The 11,619-nt window shown below is 64.9% G+C and carries 12 protein-coding genes; 9 read left to right on the top strand and 3 right to left on the bottom strand.

Features of this window, described 5'->3' with window-relative positions; genetic code table 11:
- Positions 1-201: 201 nt before the first annotated feature.
- Both FFS18_RS15760 and FFS18_RS15755 read right to left on the bottom strand, forming a co-directional pair.
- A complete protein-coding gene (locus FFS18_RS15760; RefSeq protein WP_249340433.1) occupies positions 202-612 on the bottom strand; it encodes a DUF2141 domain-containing protein in 411 nt (136 codons plus the stop codon).
- Positions 557-1,309: a sterol desaturase family protein gene (locus FFS18_RS15755; RefSeq protein WP_137871572.1), complete on the bottom strand. Its 753-nt coding sequence runs from the start codon at positions 1,307-1,309 to the stop codon at positions 557-559. Before FFS18_RS15755 ends, FFS18_RS15760 begins: the two co-directional genes overlap by 56 nt.
- Positions 1,310-1,354: 45 nt before the next feature.
- On the opposite strand from FFS18_RS15755, the gene crtY reads away from it, so the two are divergent.
- The 6 genes from crtY to FFS18_RS15725 all read left to right on the top strand — a co-directional run bounded on the left by crtY (position 1,355) and on the right by FFS18_RS15725 (position 6,712).
- Positions 1,355-2,512, top strand: coding sequence for a lycopene beta-cyclase CrtY (gene crtY, locus FFS18_RS15750; RefSeq protein WP_137871571.1), 1,158 nt, complete (start codon positions 1,355-1,357; stop codon positions 2,510-2,512).
- Positions 2,509-3,993, top strand: coding sequence for a phytoene desaturase (locus FFS18_RS15745; RefSeq protein WP_137871570.1), 1,485 nt, complete (start codon positions 2,509-2,511; stop codon positions 3,991-3,993). Before crtY ends, FFS18_RS15745 begins: the two co-directional genes overlap by 4 nt.
- 97 nt (positions 3,994-4,090) lie before the next feature.
- Positions 4,091-4,672: an LOG family protein gene (locus tag FFS18_RS15740; protein ID WP_137871569.1), complete on the top strand. Its 582-nt coding sequence runs from the start codon at positions 4,091-4,093 to the stop codon at positions 4,670-4,672.
- Positions 4,672-5,631 (top strand): phytoene/squalene synthase family protein, encoded by a 960-nt coding sequence (locus FFS18_RS15735; protein ID WP_137871568.1) that lies wholly within the window; start codon positions 4,672-4,674, stop codon positions 5,629-5,631. The genes FFS18_RS15740 and FFS18_RS15735 overlap by 1 nt, the downstream gene beginning before the upstream one ends.
- Entirely contained in the window at positions 5,628-6,197 is a 570-nt protein-coding gene (pnuC, locus tag FFS18_RS15730; protein WP_137871567.1) for a nicotinamide riboside transporter PnuC, read from the top strand. The genes FFS18_RS15735 and pnuC overlap by 4 nt, the downstream gene beginning before the upstream one ends.
- Complete coding sequence (locus FFS18_RS15725; protein WP_120215233.1) at positions 6,194-6,712, top strand: AAA family ATPase; 519 nt, start codon at positions 6,194-6,196, stop codon at positions 6,710-6,712. The genes pnuC and FFS18_RS15725 overlap by 4 nt, the downstream gene beginning before the upstream one ends.
- Before the next feature lie 140 nt (positions 6,713-6,852).
- Here FFS18_RS15725 and FFS18_RS15720 read toward each other — a convergent pair whose 3' ends face one another.
- Positions 6,853-8,385: a class I adenylate-forming enzyme family protein gene (locus FFS18_RS15720; RefSeq protein ID WP_137871566.1), complete on the bottom strand. Its 1,533-nt coding sequence runs from the start codon at positions 8,383-8,385 to the stop codon at positions 6,853-6,855.
- 87 nt (positions 8,386-8,472) lie between these two features.
- Here FFS18_RS15720 and FFS18_RS17775 point away from each other — a divergent pair, with 87 nt between their 5' ends.
- From FFS18_RS17775 to FFS18_RS15705, 3 genes are all read left to right on the top strand, one after another.
- On the top strand, positions 8,473-9,186 hold the full coding sequence (locus FFS18_RS17775) for a response regulator transcription factor (RefSeq protein ID WP_249340432.1): 714 nt from the start codon (positions 8,473-8,475) through the stop codon (positions 9,184-9,186).
- Positions 9,187-9,460: 274 nt separating this feature from the next.
- On the top strand, positions 9,461-10,993 hold the full coding sequence (locus FFS18_RS15710) for an acyl-CoA synthetase (protein WP_137871565.1): 1,533 nt from the start codon (positions 9,461-9,463) through the stop codon (positions 10,991-10,993).
- Between the two features lie 4 nt (positions 10,994-10,997).
- Entirely contained in the window at positions 10,998-11,606 is a 609-nt protein-coding gene (locus FFS18_RS15705) for a 2-hydroxychromene-2-carboxylate isomerase (RefSeq protein WP_137871564.1), read from the top strand.
- The last annotated feature ends 13 nt before the right edge of the window (positions 11,607-11,619 follow it).

Raw genomic sequence — 11,619 nt, 5'->3', positions numbered from 1 at the left:
GGTGCGAGCGAAGCGAGCAGAGGCAGAATGCCGCCTTCGGCGGCTACCCACCCCCAGCCCCTCCCTTTTAGGGAGGGGCTGGGGGTGGGTAGCCGCCGAAGGCGGCATTCTGCCTCTGCTCGCTTCGCTCGCACCCACCCCTAACCCCTCCCTGAAAGGGAGGGGATGGCTTAAAACCACCCCAAAACGGACGCCGCCGCATTACAGCATATATTTCATCTTGATCGTCTGCCGCGTGTCGCCGGTCACCGCAAAGCTGGCCGATTTGAACTTGGGCGCCCCCATGCCGATCGTGGGATTGCGCGAAAAGCCGAAGCCTTCCTTCGGCATGAACAGCGCCATATCCATCTTGTTGTTGCTGTTTTCATCGTGGACGACGGCGATCGCATAGGTGCCGTCGGCGGGCGCCGCGACCTTGAAATGACCCGCGTTCGCGGCTTTTACCGCCATGCGCACCGACGCCTTGTCCTTGCTGCAATCGGGAAAGGCTTTGGGATTGGCGGTCAGACAGACCAGCAATTGCCCCTTGGTATTGCGCAGACCACTGACGCTGACCTCAACGCTGGGTGTTGGCGGCGGCGCGGCGGCGGTGAGCAGCGGCAAAATCGCCAAGCCCAATATCGGTGCCGCAAAGCTTGTCCCAGAAGCGAAAGTAAAGGCCATAGTTCCCCCGGTAAGCGGCGTGATGCTGCTCGTGATGCGTCGCCGTTATCAGCCACCGCCCGACTGGTCCATGAACGAGCGCGCGCGGAAACATTTCCCACCCCATATGATTGCCAACCCCCATGACGGTCATGATCGTCAGCACCAGCCCCAGCACCGCGACATGGATCGGGATCAAGAACACCAGCGCAGGGATGACGACGGCGCCCGTTACGGCCTCGATCGGATGAAAGCTCATCGCCGCCCATGCGGTCGGTGGGCGGCTGTCGTGGTGGACGGCGTGGGCGATGCGGAACAGCGCGGGCCGGTGCATCCAGCGGTGCGTCCAGTAAAACCATGTGTCGTGGAGCAGCAGATAGGCGAGCAGGCTGACCGGCAGATACCAGAGCGGAAAGGTGTCGACGTCTGTGTAGATGCGCGTCCAGCCATGCGTCTGCCACCCCCACGCGACGATGCCCGCCGGGATCCCGTAAATCGCGGCACTGGCTAGACTCCAGCCGACTTCGCGCCGCATCTGCTGTTCCAGCCCGCGATAGAGACCGGGATGTTTGATCCGCGTCGCCAGCGCGAAACCGCCGCTGCTCAGCAGATAGCGGACGCCGACGATCGCCGTCATTGCCAGTGCCGAGAAAATGATCGCCGCCATGCGACTCCTCTAGCGGGCCGCGCGCGCGGGGGCTAGGGCGAGGCAATGACCGCACCCGAACCCGATTTTTGCGACATCGCTATCGTCGGCGGAGGATTGGCCGGAGGGCTCGCGGCGCTGGCGCTCGCGGCGAAGCGGCCGAAGCTCGACGTGCGGCTGATCGAACCCGATGCGATCGGCGGCAATCACATCTGGTCTTTCTTCGACAGCGACATTGCCAAGCGCGACCGCTGGCTCGTCGCGCCGCTCGTCCGCTATCATTGGGACCGTTATGATGTCGCCTTTCCGGAACGCGAGCGCCGGGTCCGCATGGGCTACAAAAGCATCACTGGCGAAGCGCTGGCCGAGGCGGTCACCGCGGCGCTGCCTGCGGGGCGGATCATCGCCGACCGGGCCAAGCATGTCGCGCCCGACCATGTGCTGCTGGCGCGTGGCGGACGCTTGTCGGCCAAGCATGTCATCGATGCGCGCGGCACCGGCAGGACATCGATGCTCGACTGCGGCTGGCAGAAATTCGTCGGCCAGGCGCTGACCGTCGAGGGCGGGCATGGCATCGAACGGCCGGTGGTGATGGACGCGACGGTCGAGCAGCTCGACGGCTATCGCTTCGTCTATCTGCTGCCCTTCGATGCCGAGACGGTGTTCGTTGAGGACACCTATTACAGCAACACGCCCGATCTCGACGTCGCGGCGGTGCGCGACCGGATCGCGACCTATGCGGCGCGGCGGCAGTGGAACGTCACCGCGGTGACGCGCGAGGAGACCGGGGTGCTGCCGGTGGTCGTCGCGGGCGATTTCGACCGGCTGTGGCCGCAGATCGATCGGGTGGGTCGGATCGGCGTACGTGCCGGGGTGTTCCACGCGATGACCGGCTATTCGCTGCCCGATGCCGTACGCACCGCGGCGGCGCTGCCCGTGCTCGTCGATCGCGGCGATCTGGGACCACGGCTCCGCGCCCGCGCCGCGACATCGTGGCGGCGCCAGCGTTACTACCGCATGCTCGGCGCGATGCTGTTCCGTGCCGCCGAGCCGGACGAGCGCTACCGGATATTCCAGCGCTTCTATGGCCTCGCGCCCGGCTTGATCGCGCGCTTTTACGCGGGACGGTCGAACGCCGCCGACAAATTGCGCATCCTGGCAGGCAAGCCGCCCGTATCTGTTCGCCGCGCGCTTGCGGCGCTTTCGAAACTGGACTGGAAATGACCCGTACTGCCATCGTCATCGGCGCCGGCTTCGGCGGCCTCGCACTTGCCATCCGGCTGCAATCGGCGGGGGTCGCGACGACGATCGTCGAGGCGCGCGACAAGGCGGGGGGGCGCGGTTATCACTGGCAGCGGCAGGGGTTCACCTTCGATGCCGGGCCAACGGTGATCACCGACCCGCCGTGCCTGCAGGAATTATGGACGCTCAGCGGGCAGGACATGGCCGCCGACGTGACGCTCGACCCGGTAATGCCCTTTTACCGGCTCAACTGGCCCGACGGCACCAATTTCGACTATTCGAACGACGAAGCGGCGCTCAATGCCGAGATCGCCAAGCTCAACCCCGCCGACGTCGCGGGGTACGAGAAATTCCTGACCTATTCGAAGGGAGTTTATGAGGAGGGCTATGTCAAGCTCGGCTCGGCGGCGTTCCTCGACTTCGCCTCGATGATCAAGGCGGCGCCGGCGCTGATGAAATATCAGGCGTGGCGCAGCGTCTATTCGATCGTCTCCTCCTATGTGCAGGACGAGCGGCTGCGCCAGGCGCTGTCGTTTCACACACTGCTGGTCGGCGGCAATCCGATGAGCACCAGTTCGATCTATGCGCTGATCCACACGATCGAAAAGGATGGCGGGGTGTGGTTCGCGCGCGGCGGCACGAACAAGCTGGTCGCGGGCATGGTGGCGCTGTTCGAGCGGCTGGGCGGGACGCTCCGCCTTGCCGATCCAGTGACGAAAATCGAGACACAGGGTGACCGCGCCACCGCGGTGCAGACCGCGAGCGGCTGGCGCGGCGAGGCCGACATGATCGCGTCGAACGGCGACATGATGCACAATTATGCGGCGCTGCTGAGCGATCATCCGCGTGGCAGGAAAGCGTCCAAAGGCCTCGCCCGCAAACGCTGGTCGCCGTCGCTGTTCGTCGTTCATTTCGGGGTGAAGGGCGACTATCCCGACATCGCACATCACAGCATCTTGTTTGGGCCGCGCTACAAGGGACTGCTCGACGACATTTACAAAAATGGCGTCGTGCCGGCCGATTTCTCGCTCTACCTCCACCATCCGACCGCGACCGACAAGGCAATGGCGCCCGACGGCTATGCGACTTTTTACGCGCTCGCGCCGGTGGCGCATCTGGGCAAGGCCAAGGTCGATTGGGACGGCGCATTCGGTCAGCAATTTGCCGATGCGATCCTGGACGAGGTCGAAGCACGGGTGCTGCCGGGGCTGAAAGCCAATCTGGTGACCAGCTTCCACTATACCCCCGCCGATTTCGGCCGCGACCTGTCGGCGCATCTTGGCAGCGCGTTCAGCCTGGAGCCGGTGCTGTGGCAAAGCGCCTTTTTCCGCGCCCACAACCGCGATGACGTGATCTCGAACCTGTATTTCGTCGGCGCGGGGACGCATCCGGGGGCAGGGATCCCGGGGGTGGTAGGGAGCGCCAAAGCGACCGCCAAGCTGATGCTGGAAGATGCAATCTAGTTTCCGTTCATGTCGAGCGAAGTCGAGACACGCCGAGGCCGCACGCCACCACTGGGTGTCTCGACTTCGCTCGACATGAACGGGTAAGGGGAAGTTTATGAAACGTCTTGCCGTCTATTGCGGGTCCGCGACCCCTGCCGATCCGATCTACATCGAAACCGCGCGCCATGTCGGGCGCACGCTGGCCCAGCGCGGCATCGGCGTTGTCTATGGCGGCGGGCGTCTCGGGCTGATGGGCGCGGTCGCCGACAGCGCGCTGGAAGCAGGGGGTGAGGTGATCGGGGTGATTCCCGATGCGCTGGTCGGCACCGAAGTCGCGCACCGCGGCTGCACCGAATTGCACGTCGTTTCGGGCATGCACGAACGTAAGAAGATGTTCACCGATCTCAGCGACGGCTTTCTCACCATCCCCGGCGGCGTCGGCACGATGGATGAATTGTGGGAAGCGATCAGCTGGGCGCAGCTGGGCTATCACAGCAAGCCGGTGGGACTGCTCAACGCCGCGGGTTTCTACAACGACCTTATCGCGTTCAACCGGAACATGATCGAGGTCGGCTTCATCCGCCCCGCGCATGCCGGGATCATGATCGTCGATGCCGGGCTCGACGATCTGCTCGACAAGATGGCGACCTACGAACCGCACGCCCCGATCTTCGCGATGAAGGCTGACGATCTGTAATGCAGGGGACGGGCGTCTATGACGCGCACGCCCTCCACGGTTTCGCACACGACAGCATCGTGCGCGGATCGAAAAGCTTTGCCCTTGCCAGCCAGCTGTTCGACCGCGAAACGCGTGAGCGCGTCTGGCTGCTCTACGCCTGGTGCCGCGCCGCTGACGACCTGACCGACGGCCAGGATCATGGCGGCGCAATGTCACAGGACCATGATGCGCAAGCCGCACTGGCGCGCATTCGCACCCTGACCGACGCCGCCTTTGCCGGACAGCCGACGGGCGACAAGGCGTTCGACGCGCTCGGCTATCTGCTCACCGAGGTCGCCATTCCGCGCGGCGTGATCGACGACATCATCGCGGGCTTTGCGCTCGACGCCGACGACTGGCGCCCGCGCAGCGAGGCCGATCTGCTACGCTATTGCTACCATGTTGCGGGCGCCGTCGGGGTGGCCATGGCGCTAGTGATGGGGATCGACCCCGCCGACGAAGCGACGCTCGACCGCGCGTCCGACCTTGGCATTGCGTTCCAGCTCGCCAATATCGCGCGCGATATGGCCGAGGATGCCGCCGCCGACCGCTGCTACCTGCCCATCGAATGGCTCGTCGAACTCGACATCCCGCCGGGTCAGCATATGCATCCCGCCTTTCGGTCGCGCCTGTCGGTGATGGCGAAATGGCTCGCCGAAATGGCGGAGGAATATGAGGCATCGGCGCGTTGGGGCGCGCGCAAGCTGCCCCCGCGCAGCCGCTGGGCAGTGCTCGCCGCCGCGGGCATCTATGGCGATATCGCGCGCGAGGTTCGCGCGCGGGGCGACCATGCATGGGACCACCGCGCGAGCACGACGCGGCTCGCCAAGCTCGGCTGGATTGCGCGCGCCGGCTGGTCGGTGCTGCGCCGCCCGCCGCAGCGGCGGATCAGCCGCGACGGCCTGTGGACGCGGCCGCGTAGCGGGGCGAGCGGATGACGCAGATCGAGTGGCTGGCCGCGGCGCTGGTGCTGATCAATGTCGCGCTCGTCGCGCTGCGCAGCGTGTGGAATTATCCGTTCGCGCTGGTCGCGGTCAGCCTTTACGCCGTCGTTTTCTATGACGCGCGGTTGTACAGCGACATGGTTTTGCAGGGCTTCTTCTTCGCGCTCAATCTCTATGGTTGGGCGAGCTGGCTGCGCGCCCGCAATGAGAGCGGGGTTCCCGTCGGCTGGATGGACCCGCGCGCGCGACAGCAATGGGCGCTGGTCACCATCGCCGCCTGGGCCGCGTGGAGCTTCGCGATGGATCGCTATACCAATGCCGTGGCGCCATGGATCGACGGCGCGATCGCGATGCTCAGCATCACCGCGCAATGGCTGCTGGCGCGGCGCCGCGTCGAAAGCTGGTATCTGTGGATCGTCGTCGACCTGATCGCGATCCCGCTGTTCGCATGGCGCGGCCTGTACGCGACCAGCGCGGTCTATGTCGTGTTGCTCGGCCTGTCGATCGACGGGCTGATCCAGTGGCGCCGCGCCGCAGCGTCGGATAGAGTTGCCGCATGACCCGCCACATCTGTTTTCACGGTGCCGAGAGCACCGGCAAATCGACGCTGGCGCCGCGCCTCGCACTGCGGCTCGGCGGGCTCGTCGTCCCCGAATATGGTCGCACCTATGCCGAGGCGAACGGCACCGATCTGGACGAAATCGACCTGCTGGCGATTTTCGACGGGCATGTCGCGGCAACCCGCGAAGCCTTGGCGCAAAACCCCGAATGGCTGATTTCGGACACCGATGCGCTGATGACGCAGGCGTGGGCGATCATGCTGCTCGGCCGTCGCCTGCCTGAAATCGACCTGTGGGACGATGTCGCGGACCTCTATCTGGTGCCGGCGATGGACCTCGAATGGCAGGAGGACGGCACGCGCCTGTTCGGCAGCGATCTCGCACGGCGGCAATTCATGGACGTTGCGATCGGTGAGCTTGAACGGCGCCAGCTCAAATGGGCATGGGTCGAAGGCGACGGCGATGCGCGGCTGCAAAGCGCGCTGGCGGCGATTGACGCGGCGGCATTGACCTGATCAATCCTCCCTGTGGCGAAGCCATGGGGAGGGGGAGCGTTCGCGAAGCGAATGGTGGAGGGGCACTGCGACGGTAGCGCCACGGCCCTTCCGTCAGCGCGTCGCGCTGCCACCTCCCCATGGCTTCGCCACAGGGAGGATCAAGCGGTATAAGCGTCCCGCAATTCGCGCTTCAACACCTTACCGATCGGGCTACGCGGTAGTTCGTCGACGACCGTAATCGCGCTCAGCCGCTGTGTTTTTCCGACCTTGGCGTTGCAGTCCGCGCGTACGCCTTCCGCATCGGCGCCGTCCTTCAGTACGACGAACGCCACCGGCGTTTCGCCCCATTCCTCGCTCGGCATGCCGACCACTGCGGCCTCGACGACGCGGTCGTCGGCGAGCAGGATAGCTTCCAGATCGCTGGGAAAGATATTGAAACCGCCCGAAATGATCATGTCCTTGGCGCGGTCCATCAGCGTCAGGAACCCGTCCTCGTCGATCCGCCCGATGTCGCCGTGGCGATAGAACAGATTTCCCTCCCCATCATACCAGTGCATCGCCTTGGTTGCGTCGGGGCGGTTGTTATACCCGGTCATCATCGCGGGCGAGCGGCCGACGACTTCGCCGACCGAACCCTGCGGCAATTCATTGCCGTCCTCGTCGATCACCTTCGCGATATGTCCCGGCGCGGGCTTCCCGACCGTGTGCAGCTTGTCGGGGAATTGATGTGCCTCGAGGATGAATGCCGCGCCGCCTTCGGTCATCCCATAGATTTCGACCAGCCCGCCGGGCCAGCGCGCCAGCACATCGGCTTTGAGCGTCGCCGGAAAGGGCGCCGAGGTGCAATATTTCATCACGAAACTGGAAAGATCGAAACGGTCGAAATCCTCGAGCGCCATAATCCGGCGATATTGCACCGGCACCAGCATCGTGTTGGTCGCGCGCTCGCGCTCGGCAAGCTCCAGGAACCCGCGCGCGTCGAATTTCTTCATCAGCACGACCTGCCCACCCGACCCGACGGTCGGCATGAAGCTGGCCATCGTCGTGTTCGAATAGAGCGGGGTCGACAGGATGGTGACGGCATTGGCGCCGTAAGCGGGCGCGCCGCGCTGGATATGCTGCCAGCGCATGGCGTGGCTGTGGACGATGCCCTTCGGCGTGCCCGTCGTCCCCGACGAATAGATGATGTTGAAACCGTCCTCGGGAAGGATGTCGACGGGGGTTGGCTTGGAACCCGCTTGCGCCAGCCAGGCAACGAGAGGGGTCCCTGCATCGCCGCCGTCCATCGCGATCAGCTCGCTGGCGGTAATGACTTGGCCTTCCAGGCTCGCCTTGGCGGCGCTGTCCAGAAACAGGTGCCGCGCGCCCGTGTCGGCGATCATCGCCGCCATCTGCTCGCCCGTCGCGCTGTTGGTAACCAGCCCCGCGACGCCGCCCGCGCGCAGCGTACCCAATATGACCGCCATCTGTTCGACGCTGTTGAGGCCCGCAATCGCGGTGCGATCGCCTTTCGCAAACCCGTCCTGCTGCAACCGCGCCGCGATTCGGTCGGTCAATTGGTCCAGTTCGGACCAGCTCAGTCGCCGTTCGGGATCGGCAGCCGCTACGGCATCGGGACGTTCCGCGGCATGGGCACGGACAAGGTCGGGCAGGGTGGCGAAGTCGCCGTCAAGCATTTCGATACTGGTCATGGCTCAGGGTTAGCACAGCCGAAAGGCGGTGCAATGCCGGTGGGGCGGCGGGGCGACAAGCAGTTGCGTCGACGACGGGGGATGCGGATGGCATCATCGGATATCGCCGGGATAGGCGACGGGACGTTACGGATCGCGATCCATCATCCCCATGCGCATCGGGCCGCGGTGTTGTGCACGGCGGTCGAGGCGGCGGGGTTCGTCGTGCGGATACTGCCCCGTCATATCGACGGCCTGCGCGCGTGGATCGACGCCTGCTTCGACCTGTTGCTGATCAATCCGTTTCTCGACTGGCAGGAGCCGTCCGAATTTGTCCGGCTCGCGCGCTCGATCGCGGGGCGCCGGCCGCTGCTCGTGGTGTCGGACCGCGACAGCCTTGACGATCGGATGACCGCGCTCGAATCGGGCGCCGACGATGCCATCGACTGTACCGGCAATCTCCCCGAATTATTGGCGCGTATCGCCAGCTTGCTCCGCAGGCACCATATCGCCGCGGGTCAGCTTGGCGCGGGCGAACTTCGGATCGACCTGATCGACCGGCGCGTCGAGCGCGCCGGTCGGCTGATTCACTTGCCGCTGCGCGAATTCGACCTGCTCGCCAACCTCGCGCGCGTTCCGGGGCGCCCGCTGTCGCGCGACGCGCTACTTCGCGCCGTGTGGCGGCTCGACTTCGACCCCGGTACGAACCGCGTCGAGGTGCATATGTCGCGGCTGCGCGCCAAGGTCGATCGCGGCTTCGACTGGCCGATGCTGCATACGGTGAAGGGACAGGGCTATGCGCTGCGCATGCGTCCCGATTAATCCTCCCTGTCGCGCAGCGATGGGGAGGTGGCAGCGCGAAGCGCTGACGGAGGGGCAGCAACGTCGCGCCTCGCCCCTCCGTCAGCCTCTTCGAGGCTGCCACCTCCCCATGCCTCCGGCACAGGCAGGATCGACGATTTGATCGCAGAACGCACGGATATGCCGTATTCTTGATCGCCATCCTGTCATCAAACCCAGCTTGCTTGACCAAAAGTTTCAGGTTGCTACTCATCTTCGACATAAACAAAGCAACGATTCCCGGAGATGATGCCCGATGCACCCCTCAGTTCACGCCCGTACCAACCCCGATAAAGCCGCGATCATCGTCGCCGAGACGGGCGAGGAAATCAGCTATGGCGAACTCGACGCCGCCTCGAATCGCGCTGCGCAGCTCTTCCGGTCGCATGGTCTGGGGCATGAGGATGTCGTCGCCTTCATGCTCGACAACACCCCGCATTATTATGGCCTGACCTGGGGCGCGCAGCGGGCGGGGCTGCGTTATGTCTGCATTTCGTCGCGGCTGACGCAGGACGAAACTGACTATATCCTCGAAAATTCGGGGGCGCAGATCCTGGTCGTCTCGGCCAGCCTCGCGGACTCCGCGCAGCGGCTGACGACCGGCGTCAAGCGTTTCGCGATGGGCGGCGACATTGCGGGTTATGAAAGCTGGGAGGATGCCGTCGCCGCGATGCCCGCGACCCCCGTCGCCGACGAGCGCGCCGGGGTCGACATGCTCTATTCGTCCGGCACCACCGGTCGACCCAAGGGTGTGCGCGTGCCGCTGCCCGAGGAACCCGCGATCGACGCAATGAACAGCCTCGTTATGCTCGCCTCGGCGGTGTTCCAGATCAATGCCGACAGCATTTATCTGTCGCCCGCGCCGCTTTATCACGCCGCGCCGCTGCGCTGGTCGATGACGATCCACCGGCTGGGCGGCACCGTCGTGCTGATGAAGAAATTCGATCCTGAAGCGGCGCTGGCGCATATCGAGCGCTATCGGGTGAACAGCAGCCAGTGGGTGCCGACGCATTTCGTGCGGATGCTGAAATTGCCCGAAGAGGTCCGGACCCGTTACGATACTTCGTCGCTCAAAGTCGCGATCCACGCCGCCGCGCCATGCCCGGTGCCGGTCAAGCAGGCGATGATCGACTGGTGGGGTCCGGTGCTGTTCGAATATTATGCCGGCTCCGAAGGCAATGGCATGACCTTCATCTCCAGCGCCGACTGGCTGACCCACAGGGGCAGCGTCGGGCGCCCGATCCTGGGCACCGTGCATATCATGGGCGAGGATAACGAGACCGAGCTTGGACCCAACGAGGAAGGCACGGTGTTCTTCGAGAGCGAGAATGTCTTCGAATATCATGGCGACGACGAAAAAACCGCGTCGAGCCGCAACTCAAAGGGCTGGTCGACCCTCGGCGATGTCGGCAAGCTCGACGACGAGGGCTTCCTCTACCTCACCGACCGCAAGAGCTTCATGATCATCTCGGGCGGGGTCAATATCTATCCGCAGGAAATCGAAAACCATCTCGTCACCCATCCCAAGGTCGCCGACGTCGCGGTGGTCGGCGGCCCGCACGAGGAAATGGGCGAAGAGGTGATCGCGGTCGTCCAGCCCGCCGACATGGCCGACGCGGGCGATGCGCTGCGCGACGAGCTGGTCGCCTATGCGCGCGAAAAATTGTCGGGGGTGAAGGTCCCGCGCCGCATCGACTTCCTCGAAGCCTTGCCGCGCCACGACACGGGCAAGCTCTACAAGCGGCTACTGCGCGACCAATATTGGGAGAAGGCAAAGGCGGAGGCCTGATCCGATGGCCGCCCGCGTCGAGTTTTTCTTCGATCTGTCGAGTCCGTGGACCTGCCTCGCGTTCCACAACCTGCCGGGGGTGCTCGAACGCACGGGCGCGGCGGCGGTGTACCGGCCGATCCTCGTTGGCGGGGTATTCAATGCGGTCAACCCCGCCGTCTATGCGGCGCGCGAGCAGGCCGACAACCGGCGGCTCCAGCACAGCTGGAAAGTGCTGCAGGACTGGGCGCGCCTTGCCGGGGTGCCGATGAATTTCCCGTCGCAATGGCACCCGGCAAAAAGCATCGCGGCGATGCGCTTCTGCTGCGCGCTCGAAGAAGATCAGGCGGCGCTCGTCCGCTTCGCGCGCGGCGCCTTCGCGAGTTATTTCGATCGGCAGGAAAATCTCGACGACCCTGCGGTGCTGACGGCGGTCGCCGATGCCGAAGGCCTTGATGGCGCAGCGCTCGCGGCGGCGGCGGGGAGCGATGCGGTCAAGGCGCGGCTGCGCGCCAACACCGATGAACTCATCGCGCGCGGCGGTTATGGCTCGCCGACGATCTTCGTCGACAAACAGGATATATATTTCGGCAACGACCAGCTTCCGCTGGTTGAAGCCGCGCTGAAACGCTGAACAAGGACTCTCC

Source organism: Sphingopyxis sp. 2PD, assembly GCF_005503695.1.
Classification (GTDB): domain Bacteria; phylum Pseudomonadota; class Alphaproteobacteria; order Sphingomonadales; family Sphingomonadaceae; genus Sphingopyxis.
The sequence above is the reverse complement of the archived record's forward strand: the minus strand, read 5'-3'. Positions and strand labels throughout refer to the sequence as shown.

Bases quoted from the DNA above. Each gene is read 5' to 3' on its own strand.
- pnuC (WP_137871567.1), top strand. From the start codon at position 5,628: ATGACGCAGATCGAGTGGCTGGCCGCGGCGCTGGTGCTGATCAATGTC.
- FFS18_RS17775 (WP_249340432.1), top strand. From the start codon at position 8,473: ATGGCATCATCGGATATCGCCGGGATAGGCGACGGGACGTTACGGATC.
- FFS18_RS15720 (WP_137871566.1), bottom strand. From the start codon at position 8,385: ATGACCAGTATCGAAATGCTTGACGGCGACTTCGCCACCCTGCCCGAC.
- FFS18_RS15745 (WP_137871570.1), top strand. From the start codon at position 2,509: ATGACCCGTACTGCCATCGTCATCGGCGCCGGCTTCGGCGGCCTCGCA.
- FFS18_RS15740 (WP_137871569.1), top strand. From the start codon at position 4,091: ATGAAACGTCTTGCCGTCTATTGCGGGTCCGCGACCCCTGCCGATCCG.
- FFS18_RS15710 (WP_137871565.1), top strand. From the start codon at position 9,461: ATGCACCCCTCAGTTCACGCCCGTACCAACCCCGATAAAGCCGCGATC.
- FFS18_RS15705 (WP_137871564.1), top strand. From the start codon at position 10,998: ATGGCCGCCCGCGTCGAGTTTTTCTTCGATCTGTCGAGTCCGTGGACC.
- FFS18_RS15735 (WP_137871568.1), top strand. From the start codon at position 4,672: ATGCAGGGGACGGGCGTCTATGACGCGCACGCCCTCCACGGTTTCGCA.
- crtY (WP_137871571.1), top strand. From the start codon at position 1,355: ATGACCGCACCCGAACCCGATTTTTGCGACATCGCTATCGTCGGCGGA.
- FFS18_RS15725 (WP_120215233.1), top strand. From the start codon at position 6,194: ATGACCCGCCACATCTGTTTTCACGGTGCCGAGAGCACCGGCAAATCG.
- FFS18_RS15755 (WP_137871572.1), bottom strand. From the start codon at position 1,309: ATGGCGGCGATCATTTTCTCGGCACTGGCAATGACGGCGATCGTCGGC.